18 protein-coding genes are annotated in these 21,729 nt (G+C 54.9%); 2 read left to right on the plus strand and 16 right to left on the minus strand.

Features of this window, described 5'->3' with window-relative positions; genetic code table 11:
- Positions 1–223 precede the first annotated feature (223 nt).
- From AC6I6H_RS05830 to AC6I6H_RS05840, 3 genes are all read right to left on the minus strand, one after another.
- Positions 224–763, minus strand: coding sequence for a P-loop nucleotide/nucleoside kinase family protein (locus AC6I6H_RS05830; protein ID WP_497952710.1), 540 nt, complete (start codon positions 761–763; stop codon positions 224–226).
- A 546-nt stretch (positions 764–1,309) separates the two neighbouring features.
- A complete protein-coding gene (locus tag AC6I6H_RS05835; protein ID WP_497952715.1) occupies positions 1,310–1,684 on the minus strand; it encodes a hypothetical protein in 375 nt (124 codons plus the stop codon).
- A 48-nt stretch (positions 1,685–1,732) separates the two neighbouring features.
- On the minus strand, positions 1,733–1,969 hold the full coding sequence (locus AC6I6H_RS05840) for a DUF3977 family protein (RefSeq protein WP_497952718.1): 237 nt from the start codon (positions 1,967–1,969) through the stop codon (positions 1,733–1,735).
- A gap of 282 nt (positions 1,970–2,251) precedes the next feature.
- On the opposite strand from AC6I6H_RS05840, the gene AC6I6H_RS05845 reads away from it, so the two are divergent.
- Positions 2,252–5,158, plus strand: coding sequence for a chitobiase/beta-hexosaminidase C-terminal domain-containing protein (locus tag AC6I6H_RS05845; protein WP_497952722.1), 2,907 nt, complete (start codon positions 2,252–2,254; stop codon positions 5,156–5,158).
- A gap of 736 nt (positions 5,159–5,894) precedes the next feature.
- On the opposite strand, the gene AC6I6H_RS05850 is transcribed toward AC6I6H_RS05845, so the two are convergent.
- Positions 5,895–6,281: a hypothetical protein gene (locus AC6I6H_RS05850; RefSeq protein ID WP_497952725.1), complete on the minus strand. Its 387-nt coding sequence runs from the start codon at positions 6,279–6,281 to the stop codon at positions 5,895–5,897.
- A 396-nt stretch (positions 6,282–6,677) separates the two neighbouring features.
- Here AC6I6H_RS05850 and AC6I6H_RS05855 point away from each other — a divergent pair, with 396 nt between their 5' ends.
- A complete protein-coding gene (locus tag AC6I6H_RS05855) occupies positions 6,678–7,712 on the plus strand; it encodes a YheC/YheD family endospore coat-associated protein (protein WP_497952727.1) in 1,035 nt (344 codons plus the stop codon).
- A gap of 81 nt (positions 7,713–7,793) precedes the next feature.
- Here AC6I6H_RS05855 and AC6I6H_RS05860 read toward each other — a convergent pair whose 3' ends face one another.
- The 12 genes from AC6I6H_RS05860 to AC6I6H_RS05915 all read right to left on the minus strand — a co-directional run bounded on the left by AC6I6H_RS05860 (position 7,794) and on the right by AC6I6H_RS05915 (position 21,620).
- On the minus strand, positions 7,794–8,747 hold the full coding sequence (locus tag AC6I6H_RS05860) for a glycosyltransferase (protein WP_497952729.1): 954 nt from the start codon (positions 8,745–8,747) through the stop codon (positions 7,794–7,796).
- The gene (locus tag AC6I6H_RS05865) at positions 8,744–9,877 is read right to left on the minus strand and encodes a glycosyltransferase (protein WP_497952732.1); all 1,134 of its coding nucleotides are present in this window, start codon (positions 9,875–9,877) and stop codon (positions 8,744–8,746) included. Before AC6I6H_RS05865 ends, AC6I6H_RS05860 begins: the two co-directional genes overlap by 4 nt.
- Positions 9,878–9,916: 39 nt before the next feature.
- Entirely contained in the window at positions 9,917–10,810 is an 894-nt protein-coding gene (locus tag AC6I6H_RS05870) for a glycosyltransferase (RefSeq protein WP_497952735.1), read from the minus strand.
- Positions 10,811–11,089: 279 nt separating this feature from the next.
- Positions 11,090–12,166: a glycosyltransferase family 2 protein gene (locus tag AC6I6H_RS05875; RefSeq protein WP_497952738.1), complete on the minus strand. Its 1,077-nt coding sequence runs from the start codon at positions 12,164–12,166 to the stop codon at positions 11,090–11,092.
- A 17-nt stretch (positions 12,167–12,183) separates the two neighbouring features.
- Positions 12,184–13,950 (minus strand): ABC transporter ATP-binding protein, encoded by a 1,767-nt coding sequence (locus tag AC6I6H_RS05880; RefSeq protein WP_497952742.1) that lies wholly within the window; start codon positions 13,948–13,950, stop codon positions 12,184–12,186.
- A 215-nt stretch (positions 13,951–14,165) separates the two neighbouring features.
- On the minus strand, positions 14,166–14,819 hold the full coding sequence (locus AC6I6H_RS05885; protein ID WP_497952746.1) for a FusB/FusC family EF-G-binding protein: 654 nt from the start codon (positions 14,817–14,819) through the stop codon (positions 14,166–14,168).
- Positions 14,820–15,057: 238 nt separating this feature from the next.
- Positions 15,058–17,475 (minus strand): RNA polymerase recycling motor HelD, encoded by a 2,418-nt coding sequence (helD, locus tag AC6I6H_RS05890; RefSeq protein WP_497952750.1) that lies wholly within the window; start codon positions 17,473–17,475, stop codon positions 15,058–15,060.
- Positions 17,476–17,742: 267 nt separating this feature from the next.
- On the minus strand, positions 17,743–18,324 hold the full coding sequence (locus AC6I6H_RS05895; RefSeq protein WP_497952753.1) for a uracil-DNA glycosylase: 582 nt from the start codon (positions 18,322–18,324) through the stop codon (positions 17,743–17,745).
- A 136-nt stretch (positions 18,325–18,460) separates the two neighbouring features.
- Positions 18,461–19,015 carry a GNAT family N-acetyltransferase gene (locus AC6I6H_RS05900; RefSeq protein WP_497952755.1) on the minus strand — a complete coding sequence of 185 codons (555 nt, stop codon included), beginning with the start codon at positions 19,013–19,015 and terminating at the stop codon, positions 18,461–18,463.
- A complete protein-coding gene (locus tag AC6I6H_RS05905) occupies positions 19,002–19,940 on the minus strand; it encodes a MerR family transcriptional regulator (RefSeq protein WP_497952759.1) in 939 nt (312 codons plus the stop codon). Before AC6I6H_RS05905 ends, AC6I6H_RS05900 begins: the two co-directional genes overlap by 14 nt.
- Positions 19,941–20,019: 79 nt before the next feature.
- Positions 20,020–20,982: a phosphotransferase enzyme family protein gene (locus tag AC6I6H_RS05910; RefSeq protein WP_497952764.1), complete on the minus strand. Its 963-nt coding sequence runs from the start codon at positions 20,980–20,982 to the stop codon at positions 20,020–20,022.
- Between the two features lie 272 nt (positions 20,983–21,254).
- Positions 21,255–21,620, minus strand: a complete 366-nt coding sequence (locus tag AC6I6H_RS05915; RefSeq protein WP_497952768.1) for a DUF5412 family protein — start codon at positions 21,618–21,620, stop codon at positions 21,255–21,257.
- Positions 21,621–21,729 lie beyond the last annotated feature (109 nt).

The raw sequence follows: 21,729 nt of genomic DNA on the forward strand, positions 1-21,729 counted from the left end.
TGCGGATGCATGGGCGGGGCGATCCGTTTTTTGGCAGTCCTTTCTGGCACCACTTCGGGGTGCCGCCTTCGGATCATCGGCATTACCGTGCCTTCAGATGAAGTTGAAACTCTGGAATCCGCCCCCACGATCATCGCTCCCCAAAAAAGGATAGCCGCCCGGAACAGGCGGCTTTTCGGCGCTGCTTGTATATTTTGAAGCTGAAGTAGGCTGCCGGAGGAGGCTACCCCTCCTTACGCGGTCCAGGCCAGCGTGACCAGACATACGCCTCAATGCGCTCCGCCACCTCGCTCGGCGGCGTTGCGGTCGTATCGATGGTGGGCATCGGCGGATTGTAAGCCGTTTCCGCGTTCTCCAGCAGCCAGCGGGCGAACTGCTCATGCTCCTTTAGCAGCTCGTCGGTCCAAATGACCTTGTCCGCGCGGTTCCGCAGCCGCTCGCTGCGCGTCTCGTCGCTGCAATGCAGGTTGAGGAAGCAGAGCTCGCTGAAGCTGGCGTGAGCATCGCATTTTTCGGCGTCCCAGGGCATAAAGGTCCCGCAAATGATCGTCCCGACGCCCGATTGCGCCGCGGCCGCCGCGAAATGCAGCAGCACGTTGAACCGGTCCGGATAGTCCAGCTTTGGCGAGGTGGTTCCGAAGTTATCGTCGTCCGTACTGAATACGACAAACCCGCGCACCCGCTTGCGTAATTCATGCATGACGGTGGTTTTGCCGGTTCCGCTCGCGCCTGTCACCAGAAACAAGGGAAGCTTTTCGGTCATGATCCGTTCCTCCGCATCGGTAAAATTGGCTTTCTCCGAGTATCTTACCGGTTATTGGGCGGCCGGAACAGGGAGAAAACCGTTATATCCAGGCGGTCGGGGAACTGCACTCTTGAACCAGGCTGCCGGGGAACTGGTTGCTTGAAGCGGGACGTTGGGGGGGGACTCCGGGCTTTTTCGTTTGGACGGCAAGCCGGTTTTGAGCCGCAGCCGGGGCGCCCCACAGTGCACGGCCGCTCTAACGGTTGCCACAGAGGCTATTTGCCAAAAAAAGAGGGTTTGCGAAATGTAACGGTTGCCACAGCGCTTATTTTCGTTTTTTTGGCTTGGTTTCGCCTGTTTTCCCCCTAATAAGCTCCGTGGCAACCGTTAGCGAAAAAAACAGGCGGTTTTGGCGCGAATAAGGCCTGTGGCAACCGTTAGCCTGTTGATACCCTGCCGAGCGGCATAGATAATGAACAGCCGAAGCTCGCGTTATCGTCAAGATAGCGTACGGCATCGGTCACAACGAATGCGTCTCATGACCGGAGTCCGCCTTTTCCCGCCTTACGCAGACAGATCATACTCCTGCGCTTCCTCATCCCACGCCAGTTCATGATCATCGATATGTACATTCCACTCCGCGCCCGTCAAAGAACAGCGGATTTGCGAAAGAAGCGCGCACCAATGCTGAACGCCGTCCCACATCGCTTCCGGCGAGCTGCCAGGCAGCTTGGTTGCGCCTTCGAAAATGACATCCGGCTCCGTCGGGTCCGCCGGGTCGTAAACCGTAAAGCTTTCCCACTCTTCTTCGTTGACCGTGTCGAAATCCTCTTTGGCCCTTTCAATAGAGAATTCGGCGGTTAACGCATTCAACCGGTTCTGCTCCGCTTCAGTTAGCGGCCAATCACGCGTTGCAGTGTAGTAGATGGATACGCTCATTCGTGGCAACCTCTTTTCGGGTAAGTTGGGTTTCTTGCCGGGACCTGCTTAATGGCTGGTGATGCCCAAAATAATCTTGAAAGCCTCCCGGTTTTTTCGGATGGTTTTAAAGCCTTCTCTCGCATCGAGAACGAAAACTCTTTTGCCCATCCAGACGCGAAGGTAGATCGAATGGAGCTTAACCGGGCGGACGATCCCCCGCTCCTCCTGCTCCGTTCCGTCGGCATATTCGGTTTCCGTCCGAACCAGCCACCGGTTCCCGACCCCGAACTCAATGTATTTCATTTTTCGTCCCTCCGGCATGCTTTTGCGCCTGTTCTATTATAGCGTTCTTCTTTTTCTCCTTATGGAAAAGAATATCATTTTCTTCCTATGTCAGCATGAAAAATAATTTAAGTCCGCTTCCGCTAATGCAATTTTATTTTTATTCATTTTTAAATTAGAAGGAGTATAGATAACTTGCATAGAATTAGTGGCCCTAGATAGCTGGAGAAAGAGAAAACGTGTCGGCTATCGCGGCTTCATCATCTATTCATATCCATCAGCCAGAAGGGAAAGAGGGACATCATGAAAAGAGTTTTACGGATCTTCACGGCATCTATTCTCCTGCTTGCCCTTGTTTGGCCGGCATCCCTGCACTTTGCATGGGCAGCCGAGAACAACCAGAGCATGCCGGAGGCGCGCCAGCTGCTTCGGGCGGTTACCATGTCCGATGGCAACGTGCTCGTTACCGGCGGTAATGACGGGGGGGACGCTTTGCGTACGACCTTGATTTACAATCCGGCCACAACTATCTGGTCGTCTGGGCCCATGATGCTGACTGAACGGTATAACCATGCCGCTGCCCGATTGCTGGACGGAAGAGTTTTGGTTATTGGCGGATATAACTTGAACGGAGATGCGCTCGGTTCGGTTGATATTTTTGATCCGGCCTCCAATACCTGGAGCGTAACGGGATCTTTGGCGACGCCGCGGGTTGCGCATACAGCGACGACGCTGCCGGACGGCAGGGTGCTGGTCGTTGGCGGCGAAAACAATAGCGCTTTGGCCTCGACCGAGCTTTATAATCCGGCAACCGGCACCTGGTCCGCCGGCCCCAGTCTGCCTGCGGGACGCTATGAACATGGCGCCGCCCTTTTGGGGGACGGTCGAGTGATGATTATGGGGGGGCAGGTAAACCTTACCATGACCAGCAGCACACTCCTCTATGATCCGTTAATAAATACCTGGTCTCCCGGGGCCAACATGCTGAGTCCGCGATACGCCTTTGCGGCAAGTCCGCTGGAAGACGGAAGGGTATCGGTAAACGGCGGCTTTACGCCAAATTATGTGCCCGAAACGTCAACGGAAGTCTACGATCCGGAAACCGATGAATGGGTGGCCGGGCCTGCCATGAATGTCGGCCGCCTTGGCCACACTTCCGTTTTGCTGCCGAGTGGGAAAGTATTTGTTGCGGGCGGAGCTTCTAACACCGGCCCCATTGTAAACAGCGAATCCCACCGCCCGTTCCCCCGAACCGCAAGGCCCGGAGCCAGCGCCGCCTCCGGCGAGATTGCGCCCGGAACAGCGGTCCAGTTGTCCACGATTACACCCGGAGCGGCTATCCATTATACGGTTGACAATAGCGCGCCGACAATCCTCAGCCCGGTCTATACCGCACCTATAGCGGTGAATGCGTCGATGACGATTCGGGCGGTCGCCCATCGGGCGGATTGGGGAACCAGCCGCGAGATGAATGTCAGCTATACCGTCAGCGCAGCGCCTGCCTCGGCACCTACGGCACTGCCGGCAAGCGGAGCGGTTCAATACGGTACGACCGTGAGCCTTTCTTCAGCAACCAGCGACGCGTTGATTTATTACACCATCGACGGCAACGAGCCGACGACGGACAGCACGCTTTACTCCGGGCCGTTCAGCATTACAGGCCCCGTGACCATCAAAGCCATCGCGGTAAAAGACGGCATGGTCAACAGCCCCGTCATGACGGAAGCTTACACGATTGCGGAAACACCAACGCCACAGCCAACGGCTACACCGCAGCCGACAGCTACGCCACAGCCAACGGCTACACCGCAACAAACAGCTTCGCCACAGCCAACGGCTACACCGCAACAAACGGCTACGCCTCAGCCGACAGCTACACCCCAACCGACGGCTACGCCGCAACCAACGGCTGCACCGCAGCCGACAACTGCTCCGCAGCCCACTCAACCTCCGGCTGAATCCGGAGCGGAGCTGCTGGTAAACGGCAAGGTTGAAAATGCGGGCACGGTCACGACAAACACGCGAAACGGGCAGTCGGTAACGACCGTTATCATTGACGAGCAGAAGTTAACCCAGCGTTTAAGCCAGGAGCAAAACGGCGTCATCATAACGATCCCGGTTAAAACGGGCTCCCATGTCGTCACCGGCGATCTGAACGGTCGGATGGTAAAGAACATGGAGAGCAAGCAAGCGGTCGTCGAGATCGCCACGGACAAAGCAACGTACACGCTGCCGGCCATGCAGATCAACATCGGCGACGTATCCCGTCAGCTGGGCGGCAACGTTGCCTTGGAGGACATCAAGGTTCGGATTACCATTGCCGAACCGGCTGCGGACTCCGTGCAGGTTGTGGAGGATGCGGCGGACCGGAACGGGCTGACGCTGGTCATTCCGGCTCTCGAATTCTCGGTGTCGGGCGTGCATGCCGACCGGACGATTGAAGTTTCGAAGTTTAACGCATTCGTCAAGCGGACGATTGCAATCCCGGAAGGCGTCGATCCAAACCGGATCACGACCGGCATCGTTGTTGACCCGGACGGCACGGTACGGCATATGCCGACGAAGGTCACCGTTATCGACGGCAAGTACTACGCGGAGATCAACAGCCTCACCAACAGCACATACTCCGTGGTTTGGCATCCGTTGGCCTTTTCCGATATGGCCGGCCATTGGGCGCAGGATGCCGTGAACGATATGGGCTCGCGAATGGTGGTCAGCGGCTTCGGAAACGGACTGTACAAGCCCGGCCAATCCATGACGCGCGGTGAGTTTGCAAGCATTATCGTCCGCGGGCTTGGGCTGAAGCCCGAAAACGCCAAAGCCCCGTTCCGTGATGTGCAGGCGTCCGACTGGTACAACTCCGCCATTCAAACGGCCGTTTCTTACAACCTGATTAGCGGCTTCGAAGACGGCACGTTCCGGCCGGAGGAAAAGATTACGCGCGAACAGGCGATGGTCATACTCGCCAAAGCGATGAAGCTTAGCGGCCTGAAGGACAAGCTTGCGGAAGAGCAGGCCGCTTCCCTGCTAACCCCCTATGCGGATTCCAGTCTGATTGCGGGTTGGGCGTTTGGCAGTGCGGCGGACAATGTGCAGGCCGGCATTGTGACCGGCAAGAACGGCAAAAAACTGGATCCGAAAGCTGATGTGACCCGCGCCGAGGTAGCGGTCATGGTGAGAAACCTGTTAAGCAAGTCCGGACTGATTTAACCGGTCATAGGAAAAGGGAGGCTGTCCCGAAAGTCATCGGATGACTTGGGGGCAGCCTCGTTCCTCGTTGCACGAGACGGGAGCCCCGTTTCCTGCGAAAATGCAGCATTTCACAAGCAAAGAAGCCCTTTTCCCGAAAATGCTGCGATTATGCAGGATAATCCACGTATCATAGCCCAAACGCTTCCAAAGTGCGGATAAATCCTGCATAAACGCAGCATTAACCTGAATTTCATCTTTTCCGTCTGCAAAATCATGTACTTTTGCAATAATCCATCACATTTAAACACAGCGGGATATCCCCAATCTGGAGAAGCGGCGGGTGTGGCGATTCCGCCAGGCGACGCCTTTTCGACACGGGTTAGCTTCGCGCGGAGTCGGAGGCTGAGCACAAACCAAAAACTGCGTACGGAGCCGGGAGCTGTGTCCGCAGATACAGCCAGATGCGAAAGGAGTTGCCTACGGGGCCGGTGTTGGGTGCATTTGCTGCAAGGAGCGCAAGGAGCTTCGCATGGGGCAAAGAGCTCCCGGACGCGTAGTGCCGGAAACTATGTACGGGAACGCTCCTTTGCCGGTTTGGAGTTATCAATGCAATACCATAAAAAAGCAAATCCGGGCACAACAAACCGGCAGGCCCCCGGCATCCGCTTCCCGTGGGCATCCTCGCCGGCTTGTCCAATCGAAAGACAAAGATAAAGAGCAGACGGTTTCTACCACCTGCTCTTTCATCCTATGATCAGGTATTGATTTCGGCCGCCGTAAGGGTGCCTTCGTTAATGGTAATGGTGATGCCGCCGGCTCCGGGAATGTTGCCTGTCGCCCGCAAGGTGTAGCTGTGCGGTCCGGGGGGAACCGCCATGTCGCAGCAGGTAAGCGCCGTTGTAATCGGGCTGTTGGCGGATACCGGGGTATCGCTTGCCGTGCACACGATGGTGACGCCGTCCCTAAGAATGGTAAACGTAATGGTGGGGCTTGCCGCAGATGGGGTCCAAGTGGCATAGGCGGTCAGCCAAACCGTGTTCCCCGCCTCGTCTACCGTTATCAGCAGCGTGGCCAGATCGGCTATCGGGTCCGCGGTGGTAAGAACGACATCCGCAAACTCGGTACAGGCAAATTCAATCAAAAGGCCGGGTGTCCCGGCCGGGCCCTGCGGCCCTGCAGGTCCTGCGGGGCCTTGCGGTCCAGCGGGGCCTTGCGGTCCAGCGGGGCCTTGCGCTCCTGCGGGGCCTTGCGCTCCTGCGGGGCCTTGCGCTCCTGCGGGCCCGGCGGGTCCTGCGGGTCCTTGCGGGCCGGGGGGGCCGGGAGGTCCTACTCTTCCCATAACACACACTCCTTAGTTAATGTAATTGCAGCAACAAGGGCTTTCTTCACCCTGCCTACAATGTATTCCGCAAATACAAATGTGTGTTGGGAGGCCAATTACTTGATGAGATGGCCCACTATGTGGATGCCCCTGGCATATGAGCCGCATTCACATATTCTACAGCAGGGCAATCCTTGTGTGGGGAAGGGGATCAAGATGGAGAATGTGGAGACGCTCGGCATTCTGGTTGCGGCCGCCGGACACCGGAAGATGACTTTAAAAAAATACATGAAGCATCATCCGTCTTTGAATTTGAAGATGTTCAGCTTTTCCCCGGCCGATATTGATTGGGAAAGCAGACGGATTCAAGGTCTTCGTTACCGGAACAAGAAATGGGAAACGGGTTCCTTTCCTTTTCCAAAGGTGGTTTATAACCGGTGCTACGGTTCGGAAACGGAGACAATGGACCGGCTGGAGCATATTTTGGGGAAGAAGAAGTGCTTCAACCACCGGAACCAATTGGACAAATGGGAGGTGCACCAGGCGATCAACCGCTGGTTAACTCCGCATATCCCCGAGACACTGCCATACGACCGTTATGCTTTGGAGCGCATGCTCCAACTTCATCCGCTGGTTTTCTTGAAGCCGCGCCGCGGCCTTACCGGCAAGGGCGTTTACCGGATTGAACGGACGGAGGGAGAAGCGTTTCATCTTTCCCACCATTATGTAAAACCGGGCTTCGTTGCAGGCTCCATGAGCCGGCTGGTTTCCGAAGCCGAGGGACTCATCGGGGACACTCCCTATTTGATTCAAAAAGGAATTTACCCTCTTCCGCTGGACGGCCGCATCTTCGATATCCGGGCGCTTGTCCAAAAAACAAAAGAGGGGCTCTGGTCCACCACCAATGTCGTCAGCCGTTTTGCTCACGCCGGCTGCTTCAATACCAGCATATGCGAGGCGGTCTCCCTTACGGAGACGGAGCTGCAAAAGCTCTATCCGGCCGAGGCCGTTCCGGGCCTGATGACGACCGTTTATAACCTGAGCATGCGGTCGGCGGAGATTCTGGAGCTGGATGCCGGCATTCACCTCTGCGAAGTCGGAGTGGATTTGACCCTGGACCCGGAAGGGCGCTTATGGATTATCGAAGTAAACGGCATGCCGCAAAAGAGCCTTTACGACGACCTTGCCATCCCCCGAAAAGCCGTCTATTCCCGTCCGCTGGAATATGGTTACTATCTGAGCAAACAGTAAGTGCCCGATGGATACCTCAGCATATGGGAAATTGCTTGTATAGGTTCTTGCCGCTAGGCTCTCTCCCCGATAAAAGGAAGCTTACCCCTTCCATTTTTGCTTCAACGTCCGCAGCATCTTTCGGCAAAGCCAGCGTAATTTTGCCGGCAGGTTCTCAAAGCGCTGTCTCCGGCGAACCCGCTCGTATCGTCTTTCGTCCAGGTCGATATCTCCCGGCAAGAACCTTCTCGCCAGCTTGCTATAGGTCGTATCTGCAAAAGCGACGTATTCCGGTGTCAACTGTCCTTGGTGAAAGAAGGTATATTCCGTCCGGCTCCGGTCCCACCACAAATGGCTCCACAAATGAAGGCTGTAGGCACCCGAGGTATCCGCTTTTTGCTCAAACAGGGCTTGTATCCCTTGCCTGGACCAATCCAAACCGAAAAACGACCGCTCCTCCTCGACATGAATCAACGCCGGATGCGTTTGGCTCAGTTGATAGGGAAGAAAGGTGGAATGCGCGCTCCAGCTTCCATCAAAATGCGCGTGAATCTGTTCCAGCCAGGCTTCAATAAACAAAGAACCCTTTTCCGCCATGATGAAAGCATTGCACAACGAACCCCCGGCTTCCCGGGCGGCCGGCATATTCCAATCCACGCGCTCCTTCCCCATCACGCAAGGAGGGGCATACAGCTCGGCGGGTATCGGCTTTATGAAAAGCGTATCCATATCGGCATAGACCCCGCCGTACTCCTTCAACACTTGCAGCCTGGTCACATCGGAAAGATGGGCGTAGCGAAAAGACGCCGTATTGGAATCCGGGTATTCGTAGGACGACAACGCACCATCCAGGTCCACCCGGTTCAGGACCAGCCGGTCTTTGATGCGGTCCCACCAAGGCCCATATGGAAGATAGTGATAGTGAAAATAGATGCGTTCCGGCTCATTGACCTCCAGGCAGGAGGCCAGACACAAGTAATGAACCAGATGAAACGGCTCTGTTTGCGGCCGCAGCCCAAACACAAAATGAAAGACAGGAGGAATCCGAGCCTTCACTTCAACACCTCCATACAACGCTCTACGATCGCCCGATCGGAAAAGGACTCGCGCATAACCGCGCTTAGCCGGCTTCCTCTTTCCCGATATTCCTCCGGCGCCTCCTTGATCGTCCGAAGCGCCCTGCGCGCATCCTCTTCCCCGACCTCCGCCCAGCGCTGTTTATCCCGGTAAGAGCGCCTCCCGTAAGCCGTTTTTACAGGCGCCAGATGATAAGGCACATGGAGAGAAAGCGGAGCGGGAAGGTAATCCAGGTGCCCGCTGTAGCCGGTAATCGCGATTGCTTTTCCGAACCAGGCGGCCTCATAAGCCCCCATCCCCCAGCCTTCTCCACGTGTCAGGGACACAAAGCAATCTCCGAGGGCATGAAGCTGTGCGATGTCGCGGTCCTCCAGGGAGCCGTGCAAATGGACCGCTTCCGCTGAAAGCGGATGTTTGTGCTTCAGCTCCTCGAACCGCTCGGAGGCAGGGCGAACAGCAGGCTTTCCCCACCTCTTCCACCTGGGCGTGTAGCTGGACCAATCCTCCTCGCCAGTTTTCAGGATAAGCAGCACCTGGTCGTTCCGCGAAAACTCCTTCAGGTAGGCTCTCAATAGATTTTCGGTGGCCTTTCGCTCGCTCCAGACCCCGATGTGGTAAAACACGAACTTCCCATTTGCTTTCAAGGATAATTCTTTAAGCGCCGGGGAGCAGTTAGCGGGGGCTTGGCCATGAAACTGGGAAACATGGGGCAGGACGCGGATGGGGCACCGGACGCCGCAAGAGCGAAAAACGTCCTCGTTCCACCGGCTCGTCACAAACAAGCCGTCCATTTGATTCAAAATGGCCGGCCAATGTGACGGGATGCGGTCCGTTTCCCATGTCGTGTAGCCCCAAACCGGCCGATCGGAGCGGCTGGCCTTGCGCTTCTTCAACCAATAGGGAAAATACTCGGGTACCGTATGAACAATAACGCCGTCCGCCGCTTCACTATCTTCCCCGTTCAGCAAACGCCCGCCCGATTTCGGCCGGCCTGTCAACAACCGCGTTTCTTCGACTTGAACGCCCTGCACCCGCAAAGCCTTCACGAGTTCCCGTCCGGCAATACCGTATCCGGTGTCTTCCGCAAAATAAATATAGTTTATGTTCATCGGCTAACATCCCTCAGGCGCTGGGCCTGTAAAATAACTTCACTGGTACGTATAGCGTTCCTTTACAAGCCGGGTGGAGGCCGCAACCAGCCGCGAAGCAAGCCCCGGATCTTCCGCCAGCCTTGTACAGGCCGTTAGATAATCGTCAGGGGTTTCCGCAGCCAGGTAATGAACATCCGGAATAAGTCCCAACCCTCGAACGGATTCGGAAGTCGCTACAAGCGGCCGCCCGTACCATAAAGCCTCCAGCACCTTCAGCTTGGTGCCGCCCCCGGCATGCAGCGGTGAGATCACTTGAAAAGCCCTTCCGTAGACCTCTTTCAGCTCCGGAACATACCCGTGGAATTGGACGCCCTCTGTCCGGGCAAGCAATTGGATAAACCGCTCGTGGCCCCCGACTCCCGCGATGTGCAGGGTCCACCGGTCATCCGTTTTCCGCAACCGATGCAGCACATGACGGATAAACCAGATCACGGCTTCTTCATTCGGGTAGTAATTCAGCGAGCCGACAAACAGAAACTGACGCCGGTCGTTCACCATCTCGAGCGGTTGCGGGGCCCCGTGCAACCGGTTGGGCATTACATCCGCCTCTGCTTTTGGATCGCGCTTCCCCAGCGCAAGCCGATCCTCCGGGGAACAGACGTAAACCTTGGCGAACCGGCGATGCAGTCTTTTCTCTTGCCTGAGAAAGGACAAGCCTGATAGCAAATGAAGTGCCCCCGCCCTCCAATGTTTCCGCTTTACCAACAGTTTTCCAATGCTTATGCGCGTCGCCGATTCCAGATCATCCAGATCCAGTTCAACCGTCCTTGGCTTCGTCAACCGGCGCAAAAACTCGGCATGCTCCATTAAATACAACCGGAAGATGAGCATGCGGTCAAACCGCTCTCCAGCGCATAACTCCGTCAGCTGCCGTCTCTGCTCATCGGACATACGCGCCCATCCCAGCAGCCCCTTCCCTCTTCCGGTTAACCGCAAGCCCCACTTCTTTCGTCTTCCTTGGCCTCTTTCGGGCGGCGCAAGGGGGATAACATGGAGTTCCTTTACGTTGGGCAGCTGTTTCGGCCCCTGTTTTCCGGCATCTCCAAAAACAAACAAACGGATCTCATACCGGTCCGATAATAGGTGCAGCCACTGATGGGCACGCTTTTCCCTTCCTGTGCCATTCGCATCAGGCAGCACCGGCGAGAGCATTAACAGCTTCTTCATCGCTTAACCGCCTTTTCCATACAACGCCAAGTGGGGCAAATAAACGGGACGCTTCAGCCGTATTTTTAACCGGTGCATTCCCCTATACAGCAAGGCGATTGCGACCAGGCCCGTCACCCACTGCCAACGCATGAGCTGAAACAGGACCACTTTTCGGAAGGTAAGTCCGGGTTCAAAGCGGTTCAGATTATTTAAAGCCTCCCTGACCAGGGGGTGCCCCACGTAGCTTCGAATATTCTTCCTTTTTTGTTGCACGGGAACTTGATTCAGCCGGGAAAACTCTCCCAGAATCGCCCAAATCGTCATTGAGCCGAATACTTCGGAAGGTCCCTTGAGAGAGAGGCCCCAGCGCTCTGCATAGGCTTTCGCATGGCGATAATACCAGAGATTGATTTCGTTAAACCGGTTTTTGCGGTATCGTTTGGTCAAGCTGTTGTTATAGCGATGATTGTAATGGTAAAGAGGCTTATTTACGTAATATAAGGTTTGCGCGCTGTCGAACATCTCCAGGTTGAACTTCCAATCCTCTCCGCATGAAGAGTCCTCATCCATCTGGCACCGGATGAGCTCCCGCCTGTACAGCTTGTTATTGGAGCTGTTGTAGATCTCATGCCGAATCAGAAAAGGATATACGGAGACCCTGATCCGGTCTTTATCGAGCAGGACTCCCGCCGGTAAATTGTGGCCGAGCACTTCCGTTTCCCGGGTCATTTCGTCTTCGATGGCGAAATCGAAAACCAGAATGTCCGGACGATTTGCCGCAAGCGGTGCGCTCAATATCTCCAGGGTAGCTGGCTCCACCCAATCATCGCTGTCCACAAACATCACGTATTCTCCGGTTGCACGGCTAATCCCATAATTTCTTGCCGCGCTCACGCCTTTATGCATCCGTCTCAACAAGCGAATTCGGTGCTCATGACTTGCATAGCGTTCCACGATCTCCACAGACCGGTCGCTTGAGCCGTCATCCACCACGATGATTTCAAAGTCCCTATACGTTTGGCGGCTCAAGGAAGCTAGGCATTGTTCAATATAATTCTCCGAATTATAAACAGGAATGATAACGCTTACCAAGACCATCTTGCTGTCCCCTTTCACTAGTTGTCGGTCGAGGCTCCTGCCTGCTTGAAAGTTTTGCTGCTTAGCTGTCCATTGACCAGTTCAAAAACCAGATCGCAATTCTGAATCGTGCTTAGCCGATGGGCGATGATAAGGATTGTTTTTTCCCTTTTCAGAGGTTCGATCGCCTGCATGACCCCTTGCTCCGTATCGGAATCCAAAGCGGAGGTGGCTTCATCCAGAACCAGAATTTCAGGATTATGGTACAAGGCCCGGGCGATGCCGATCCGCTGCCTTTGTCCGCCGGAAAACCGGACGCCTCTCTCTCCGATAAGCGTATCCAGCCCGTCAGGCAGCCTTTCTACATAGCTTCTTAACTGGGCGGCTTCCAAACAGCGCCAAACGGTATCGTCGTCAAGGTTATCGTCTTCAACGCCGAAGCCTACATTGCGCCGGATTGTATCGTCGGATAAATAAATCGATTGGGGAATGTAGCCAACCTTCTTCTGCCAAAGCGGAAGCTGCTCCCGCAGGCTGACCCCATCCACGGTAATGCGTCCCTCATCCGGTTCGAGGATGCCCAGCAGCAAATCCACCAGCGTCGTCTTTCCGGCGCCGGACGGCCCGATAAACGCAGCCGAAGCGCCAATTGGAACGCTTAAGCTTACCTCTTTGATCGCATCGTCCTGCTGCCCGGGATAACGAAACCGGATGCCTTCCAGGCGGATTTCACGGCAGTACGCCTTGGCGGCCCCCGTTCCTGTATCCGTAACCGGCTTTTCGGACTCCGCCGCCCCAGCGGACAGATCCTCGTACAGGACCTCCAACGCGGAGAAATGGTAGCGAATGCTGGAAATCGCATTCACAATCCGGTTCATCGATGGCATCAGGCGAAAGGCTGCCATTGCAAAAAGCGCCATGGTGGACATTAACGACGTCATATCGCCGCCTCGGAAAACGATCAGCAACATCGTCACCATGATCGTAAAGACGACAATCGTCTCGATGAACATCCGCGGTACCTGGTTCAACGTTTCGTAGAACCTTTTTGCTCGGGCATAAGAATAACTGTGCTTGGCGAAGGCTTGAATGAAAAAGGGCTCTTTTCCCGACACCTTTAATTCCTTGGCGGCTCCCAGACTTTGATTGATCCATTTCACCATCTCGCCGTTCGCTTCTTGCTGCTGTTTGCCCGCAGTGCCCAGCTTGCGGCGGAAGAGCTTGAGGAACAACGTGACGCCTATTCCCAAAAGCACAATCGAAACCAGCGTTCCTAACGGCTCAATAACCAGCAGCAGTACCAAGATAAAGCCAAGAATCAGCAGTTCGGTCCCCAATATAAAAAAGGGAAACAGGACATGAACAAACACACGATCGACTTCGCTCCCAATGTTTCTTAATAACTCCGCCGTATTCCGCTGCAAGTGAAAGACATAAGGCTTTGCCAAATAAGCACGCAGCAGCTGCTGCGACTTTTGGGCCTGCTGATGATAGACGAAACGGAATTGGAGCTGATAAAACAAAAGAAGGTACAGGTTCTTTAACAAAAAGACAAGGATCAGCAAAATGGACAAGCCGACCAGAAAAACAGACGTCGATGGAAAATGAAAAAAGCTGTACATCCGGGATAAAAAAACATGGGTATGGATCCTGTCCGGATTCGCTACGATATCGATAAACGGAACAATCAAGCCGATCCCGATCGTCTCAAAGAGCCCTGCGACAATCATAAGGACAAACAGGATCGCCAGCTGCCGCCGCTCTCTGCCATTGAAAATGAGGAGCAATTTTCTTACCGCTTCCATTCCTAGAACTCCCATCCTCAAAGGTGATGTTGCGCAAAACAGAGAAGAATGCTCTTCATTATATATCAAAAATCGTCGAATAATGTCGAAAAAATTTTGGTCTTTTCTTTACAGCTCTCTCTTTAACCTTTTAATGAGAAAAAGGAGTGGTGAATCACCCGGCAACAAAAAAAAGAGGCGGCCGCAGCCGCCTCTTTCCTTATGCGATGGTCGATTCAATCGAGAACCGAGCCGATAAACTTTTCCAGTGACGAAGCATCGGTGATGTTCTTGTTGCAGTCAAGGCTGTTCGCGCAGATATAGTTGCCGACCGCCTTGTAATAATCGGACGAGACGTGCGCGGGTCTTTTTTTGGTAATGGCCGAAAACAACGCCAGCTCTTCATAGCGGTTGCACGCGAAGCAGTAGCTTTTCTTATGGGTCGGCGTATACCTGCCCTCTACCCCTGCAAACCGGCCGTCTTGCTGGTACACGAGGTACATTTTATTCGTCGCAATATCGGTCCAGCCCAGGTAGGTTACGTAGCGGAAGTCGGTCTCCGTCAGGTCCGGCAGCTTCAGCTTCTTGTTCTTGGGAAAAAGCTTCCGAATCTGCTTCTCCGTAACGGCGGGAAACGGGATCAGATACGGCTCAAGCGCCTGCATATAGGCTTGAAAGTCCTCCGCCGTCTTGAGCTCCGAAACGGACTCCAGCAGCTTCCTCCGGTCGTCCGTTACGTCTGGAAACAGCTCCGCCGTCTTGGCCTGCGCGCCGAGACGGACAGACTCCACGATCTTCGGATCGCCCGCCGTTCGAATGGCATACAGCACGGCGTCTGCCTGCTTTTTGATCATATTGTATTGGCAATTTCTAATAAATGGTTCGCACATGGCGCTCAGCCCCTTATTGGATTGAATATGGAATAAGGTGCAAAGCCATTATTAGAAACGAACCCTGCTTTTTCAGGCGACGTTTTGAAAAACTCCGTTCACCCCATGCAAAGTATCGCCTCCCCTAAAGGCTCTGCATGAGGTTTTTCCAATCCGGCAATCTCGGATTGCCATGAGTATCCCCTCCCGTGATCCGGAATGCGTCTATTATACCTGAACCGGTAAAAGTTTGCAGCCTCTAGCGCTCTATCTCGTACAGAGACGGGTTCGCTTCCCGAAGGAATGGAGTCCATTCCCCTTCTCCGTAAAGCACAAGCCGATGCATGGCCCGCGTGCATGCGGTGTAAAACAGCTTGCGTTCGCTTTCCCGGTGATACGTCTGCGCGGAGGCGTCGTAGATGAGGACCGCGTCGAATTCAACCCCCTTGGCGAGATAAACGGGCATCAGCAGCGTTCCCTTTTCGAAAACGGGCGTGTTTTTCGTTACAAGCTTCACCTCCCGGCATCCTTGCGAGGTCAAGAGGGCGTAGGCCGCTTCGCTTTCGGCCGCCGTTTTCGTGATGATGCCGATGGACGCGAAGCCTTCCGCCCGAAGCGCCTTGAGGTGCTGCGCTATTCGCGCCGCCCGCTTTTCGACGCTGTCCGCCTGGGAAAGCAGCGGCTTCTCCCCGCTCCGTTCAAAGGGCACGATTTCCGCCGCGCCCGGCAGCAGGGCCTTCGTGAACGCTACGATTTCGCGGGTGGACCGGTAGCTGCGGACCAGGCGGATCAGGCGGGTTTCCGACTCGCCGTAAAGCCCAAGGAGCGGCGGCTCGGCTCCATACAGCTCCGTTGCCTGGACAAAAATGGCCTGGCTGAAATCGCCAAGCACCGTCATGCGGGCGCGGGGAAACAGCTTTTTGAGAAATTCATATTGAAACAGCGAGTAATCCTGCCCCTCATCGACAAACACATGCCGGACCTCCGTGTTCGTCCGTATGCCCTTGATCAGCTCCGTGAAATACAGGTACGGCGTCGCGTCTTCATAGAAAAGCTCGGCCCGGGCGAGCTTTTCCCCGGTCTGCCGGCAGATTTCCGGCCAGAGCGAAGGGGGCTCCGCTCCACGGGTCATCTCAGGAAAAGCCGCCTCCGCTTGAAACAGTTGAGCGTACAGCTCCGGCATGTCGATAAACAACATCCGCTTTACGCTTCGCTTAAGAGGACGGAACTGCTCCTTCACAATCATCCGGCGCAGCAGGCTTTCCTCCCGTTCGGCAAAGTCGAAATCGCCCTCGTCCGGCCTGCGCTTGCCGTCCATCAGCTCGCGCACCTTTTCGTACTGCTCCGCAAAGTCAAAGACGCCTCTCTCTTTGTGCAGGCTTTGGAACGCTTCGGCGTACTGATCCTTGTCGAGAGAATTGAGCTCCTCCTCCACCCAGGAAGCCTCCCGCTCCTTGCTTTCCAACGCAGCCAGCTCGCGCAGCAGCCATTCCTGCAGCAGGACGACGCGGTTGGTCATGCGGATGGAGGGGTCATAGCTGTAAAATACGCGTTCCATTTGTTTCGCCGTAATCAGCTCGCGCTCCCGGAAGCGGATGCTTTTGAAGCGCATGCCCTCCTGCTCCAGCCGCTTGGCGTACTGCCCGAGCGCTTGAAGAAAGGCCGGCGACGCCTTGTAATGAATGCCTTGAAGCCGCGCCCCATACCCGTGGGACGCATGTTCCGTCAGCACATATTCCATCTGGTCAAACGGGTCCTCCAGCCGAAACGTCCTGCCCAGCCCGTAGTTCAGGTACTCCTGGAAGGTCGTCTGCTGCATGTTTTCCTCGCCGAGCTCGGGGAGAACAGCGGCCACATAGCTGTTAAACATCGGATTGGGCGAGAAAAGCACCACTTGATCCGCCTTAAGCCGCTCGCGGTTTTTATACAGCAGATACGCCACGCGCTGCAGGGCCGCCGAGGTTTTCCCGCTCCCGGCCGCTCCCTGCACGATGAGCATCCGGCTTTCATCGTCGCGGATGATGGCGTTTTGTTCCTTTTGGATGGTGGCGACAATGCTTTTCATTTGGTGATCCGCCCCTTTGCCGAGCACCTGCTGCAGCAATTCATCGCCGATTGTTACACTCGTATCGAACACGTTTTGCAGTTGGCCTTCCCGGATTTGATACTGCCGCTTGAGCGTCATCGTTCCCGAGATGGGGCCGCCCGGCGTCACATAGCTGGACGGCCCGGGAGAAGCGTCGTAGTACATGCTGGCAATGGGTGTGCGCCAGTCATAAACCAGAAAGCTCATACCGTCCGAATCGATGAAGGAGGAGACACCGATATAGACCTGCTCGCAATAGCGATAGCCGTCCTCCTGAAAATCAATCCGCCCGAAATAAGGGGAAGGCAGCAGCCGCTTCATGCTCTTCCAGTGCTGCACGCGCTGCCGGTGGCTTCGCTCCCGCTCCGACAACAACGCTTCCTGCTGTCTGATGCTGTGGAAGGTCTCTTCGAAATCTTCGTCCGAGCCTGTGTTTACGGTCACTTCCTCCCAAAAGCGCTTGCGGATTTCCGCCGCCTGTTCATGCAGCCCGGCAACCTCCGGCTCCAGCTCGGCAATACGGGTTTGCAGCTTTTCCGTCACTTCATCCAGGTAATTTCGCTCTTGTCTCCAATCGTCCGCGCTTAGCATTCTACTGCCACACCCCTTCAAAAATTTGGCGAAAAAAGATGTTTGACAACCCGTGCCGCTCCGTGGTAAGATAAAGATGAAGCTAACATGGAATTGTTGTGCATATTTAGAAATAAATGGTCGTTTTTTTATCATAGCACAGCGATTTTTGCTGCGCAACCTTATCCTGCATTTTTAAACCCGGCAAATTTGCCGGGTTTTTTGGTTTTTGCAGACCGCAAAAAACGGATGCCCTGCGAGCGGCATCCGTTTTGTTTGGTCCTGCACCTAACCCCTTTGAACCTCCGCCCACTTCTCCTTCAATGCTTTCAGATCCTCAACGAAATGCTTCTTCAAATTCGGCCGCCTTCTTACCGCCAGAGGGTGATAGGTAAAGCCGACGGGGGTTCCTTCAAATTGAAGCCAGCTTCCCCGGAGCTCTTTGACACTGGGGTTTTCCTCCTCCGGGAGCAGCGCTTCCGCCACGACATTCCCGAAGCCGAACAAAACGAGCGGTTGCTTCAGTTGAAGCTGCATCTGCAAATGCGGAAGGCACGCCGATCTGGCATGGGGTTTATCATAGGCCCGCAGCGGCCGGCATTTCAGCAAATAAGTCACATAAACCGAATCCGTCTCCAGACCGGCTTCCCTCATTCCCGCTTGCAGAGTTTCGCGGGTCCCGCAAAGAAACGCATTCCCTTCCCGGTCCTCACGGGCTCCGGGATTGTCCAGAATAAGCATGAGGGGAGCATGCGGGTTCCCTTCTCCCCAAATGACACGTTTCCGCTGCCTGGACAGCCCGCAAAGCTCGCAATGCTGAACGCCCTCCGGCCCCGATTCCTCCGGCAATATTACAAACGGTTGATCCATCTCCGCGTCAGACCAGCTCCTCCCGTGGCAGCAATAGATCCATTATGCCCACCCAAAAACAAAAATTTCCCGTCAGTGTGCTGACGGGAATGACAGGGTAATGGAAACGGCACGCCGGGTGATGCTCTCCTGCCGGTTATTTTCCCCCGATGATTTCGTACACACTTACATATTGCTCCGCACGAACAAAGTCAAATCCCGCTTTCTCAAGCACTCTGCGGGAAGGCCAGTTTTCATGCTCCGCTTTTCCGACAATTTTCGGCTCCGTCCCCAGCTCGGCAAGGCTGGCCAGCCCCCATTCAACAGCGGCTATCGCCGCTTCAGTGGCATATCCGTTTCCTTGAAAAGCTTCCCCGACGTGATAGCCGATTTCTACGTGGTCAAGCTCCTCTTCCGGCCCATGGAATTTTGAAAGACTGATGCACCCGACCAGCTGGCCGGTTTTCTTCAAGACGATCGCCAGGCTGTAGCCGGCTGTTTCTGAAAGAAGGTTAACCTTTTGAGACCAGGCCGCGATATCCGCTGCGATTCCTTTTGCCCAAAAAGAGGTTTCCAGGCAGTGCGGTTCCTGGAAGTAAAACCATCGCCTTCGGGAAGGCTCGTTGCACATGGCTACATAGGTTTGCAGATCCTCCATCTGAAAAGGTCGGTAGGTCAAGCGTTCACTTGCAAAACAATCATTTTGAAGCATACGGGGGAGTCCTCCATTCGTTTTGCTTCGGCATTACCCGCTGCCATACTTCCATCTCGGGCTGAACCGGCACTTCCATCCGGTCCTCTCTGTACACCTCCGCAGCCAACATATCCGTCATGAGGTAATCCGATTCGGGCAGCCACTTGTTGAACAAATGATCATAGGCGCCTTCCAATGCCGGATTCGTGAGCGTTTCCCTGTCACTCGCCTGAAAAGTAACCCGCGCGTAAAAGCCTGCCGGCAGACGAAAGCTGCGCATGCCTTTAGGGATGCTCTCCAGGCTGGTAACCTGTGCGCCCAACAGGTAGGTTCCCTCGCTCATATCCTTCTCGCATTCGCAAACCACTCCGAACGTGGTAAAAGGAACCGCTCGATGGGGAATCTTTTCCGCCTCTTCGTTGCCGAAGTAAGTGCCGATCAACCGGTCGATGATGGGCTGCTTTTCCTCGTTGTTGCGGTAAGGCACGCGTGCGGCTTGACCAATAACGTCAAGGGGCTCGGGGAGTTCAAAAACATCCACCTTGTATTCGGTTACATAAGCTGCCGGATTCCATAGCTCCTTCCGGTCCCGAATCCGCCCTTCAAAAGCAAGCAGCTCTTGCTCAATGAGGGAGAGGAGACGCCCCTCCGACCGAACGGCCGCGAGCCGGGCTTGTACAGAAGCAGCCCATGACTCGGGCTCCGCCTCCAACAGGGCGCGAATCTCCTCGAGAGGAAATCGCAGCCTCCGAAGGTACTGGATCTGTCGCATGCGGCTGCATTGCTCTTCTTCATAAAAAGCATAACCATTCTCGGGATCAATCCCGGCCGGTTCCAGAAGACCGATCTCTTTATAGTACCTCAGCGTTTTTTTGGAAACCCGGTGCAATCCGGCAAATTGACCCATCCTGTAGCCCACTTTTTTCACCTCTGGCATCATCATAAAGTGTCTCCTGAGGGCGCAGTCAAGACGTTAGTCCCCACTTTCCCAAAAAGATTGGAAGAGGTAAGCCAGGAACCTTCTAATGAAGACAAAAGGCATCCTCAATCCTGCTTTTCAGAGGAAGCAGCGCAAAGAGTCCCTCCAGACTTTGGTTTATTAAATCCGTCCTTTTTTGATCCCGCCAAAAGGCAACAAAGATCATTTGAATCGCAGCCATGACAAAAAATGCGCTTGCTCTCTCCGCCTCCAGCAAGGCAGCGGTCTTTTCATATCCCCGTCTGAGCTCGCGGACAAGCTGGAGCCAGGCCGTGTGCTTCATCGGGTCCCGAAATGCCGCGGACCATTGAGAGGTGCAGAAGTAGCAGAGGTCAAACAAACGGATTCCCGTGACGGAGATTTCAAAATCCAGAAAACCGACCCTTCTGTCCGTTCCTAAAACCATGTTGCCCGGATGGGCGTCCCGATGGATCAATTGCTGCGGGAGGCCGGTTATGAGCGGCAGCCCAACCGTAAAAAGACCGGCGATCAGACTGGTCAGCTCTTCCTTCCGTCCCAGTTGATCAGCCGCCTCTACCGTGCGGGGAAGCACCCAATGGATCAATTGCTGATCGAGGTCCATAGCGGGGCTGCGGTCTCCGGAAGGCTGGACGTCCTTCAACGCAGCATGCAAAGCCGCCAAGCCTTGGCCATAGCAAGCGCCTAATTCCGGTCCCGGTTCGTGGACCACACGGCCTTTCAGTTCATCGGAAAGAACATAAAGCTCCCCTTGGTAAACGGCCCAACGGCTGCCGCTTGCCGTCCGGAGATAGACGGCTATTCGTATCCCCTGTTCGGCCAGTACATCCTGAATGGAGAGCACCTTTTCGACCTGTTCCCGGGACTCCATCTCTTTCAAGTACCGAACCGTTCCATCCGCAAATTGCAGCCGGCGAACCTCGCGGGATGCAGAATCGCCAACGGCCTCCGCTTTTTTAACGGGTGCGGTAGCCCACTGCTGTTCAATCCAGGCATAATATTGGTTATCGTTTGTAAGATTCGACATGGGGAAGCCTCATCTCTCTGGTGTGGTTTTAAGCGGGTCAGTTAATCGAATCCGTTCCGGCACGCGGACACCTTCATTCCTGGGCGCCTGTACAGGCGGAGGGTCATCCACCTACGTATCTTACAAGGAAAGATTAAAAAAGGATTGTGAAAAAATGAACTTATTGCCGCAGTCCGGTCCCTGGCGAGCCGCCATGCAGCCGCAATCCCCTCCTCCTTCCTATGTTCCCGCCATGCCGGCTAATTCAATTAGAAGAGATCCATGAGTGCGGCTCATTTTCTTCCGTCGTACGTTTCGCCCGGCACGCGCAAGATTACACCGTTGATGGTCACGTTATGATCGTCCTGCCAGCGAATCATCACCTTGGGATCGGTTTTTTCGCTCCAGTAGATGGTCTTCGGTTTCGTTCCCCGTCCGTTCCGAAGAAGCTCCGCCCGGATCCAAAGGCCTGTGGTGGCCCCGCCATTAACTTCATATGCCTTAATTGTGTAAGCCCCGGTTGGAGACGTGGAAGCGGCCATGAGTTCTCCCTGCGGAAGGCGGGAAAGGCTTACAAAAAAGTAATAGTAGGCATAGGCGGCGCCGCATAAAGCAATCAAAAGGAGCACGGCCAAGCTTTTCAGCAGCGCTTTGTTCATCCTCTTCTTTTCCGTTTCATAGTCTTGAAGGGTATGGTCCACTGGCGTCACCCCGGAGCAAGAGTATAGTTCTTAATAAACCGGTTCATTTTTACATTACCATATGGAG

Source organism: Gorillibacterium sp. sgz306347 (assembly GCF_059735245.1).

Coding starts and splice junctions, on each gene's coding strand:
- AC6I6H_RS05835 (WP_497952715.1), bottom strand. CDS start 1,684: ATGAGCGTATCCATCTACTACACTGCAACGCGTGATTGGCCGCTAACT.
- AC6I6H_RS05910 (WP_497952764.1), bottom strand. CDS start 20,982: ATGTCGAATCTTACAAACGATAACCAATATTATGCCTGGATTGAACAG.
- AC6I6H_RS05895 (WP_497952753.1), bottom strand. CDS start 18,324: ATGGATCAACCGTTTGTAATATTGCCGGAGGAATCGGGGCCGGAGGGC.
- AC6I6H_RS05905 (WP_497952759.1), bottom strand. CDS start 19,940: ATGATGATGCCAGAGGTGAAAAAAGTGGGCTACAGGATGGGTCAATTT.
- AC6I6H_RS05865 (WP_497952732.1), bottom strand. CDS start 9,877: ATGAACATAAACTATATTTATTTTGCGGAAGACACCGGATACGGTATT.
- AC6I6H_RS05880 (WP_497952742.1), bottom strand. CDS start 13,950: ATGGAAGCGGTAAGAAAATTGCTCCTCATTTTCAATGGCAGAGAGCGG.
- helD (WP_497952750.1), bottom strand. CDS start 17,475: ATGCTAAGCGCGGACGATTGGAGACAAGAGCGAAATTACCTGGATGAA.
- AC6I6H_RS05915 (WP_497952768.1), bottom strand. CDS start 21,620: ATGAACAAAGCGCTGCTGAAAAGCTTGGCCGTGCTCCTTTTGATTGCT.
- AC6I6H_RS05840 (WP_497952718.1), bottom strand. CDS start 1,969: ATGAAATACATTGAGTTCGGGGTCGGGAACCGGTGGCTGGTTCGGACG.
- AC6I6H_RS05870 (WP_497952735.1), bottom strand. CDS start 10,810: ATGTCCGATGAGCAGAGACGGCAGCTGACGGAGTTATGCGCTGGAGAG.
- AC6I6H_RS05855 (WP_497952727.1), top strand. CDS start 6,678: ATGGAGAATGTGGAGACGCTCGGCATTCTGGTTGCGGCCGCCGGACAC.
- AC6I6H_RS05830 (WP_497952710.1), bottom strand. CDS start 763: ATGACCGAAAAGCTTCCCTTGTTTCTGGTGACAGGCGCGAGCGGAACC.
- AC6I6H_RS05900 (WP_497952755.1), bottom strand. CDS start 19,015: ATGCTTCAAAATGATTGTTTTGCAAGTGAACGCTTGACCTACCGACCT.
- AC6I6H_RS05875 (WP_497952738.1), bottom strand. CDS start 12,166: ATGGTCTTGGTAAGCGTTATCATTCCTGTTTATAATTCGGAGAATTAT.
- AC6I6H_RS05885 (WP_497952746.1), bottom strand. CDS start 14,819: ATGTGCGAACCATTTATTAGAAATTGCCAATACAATATGATCAAAAAG.
- AC6I6H_RS05845 (WP_497952722.1), top strand. CDS start 2,252: ATGAAAAGAGTTTTACGGATCTTCACGGCATCTATTCTCCTGCTTGCC.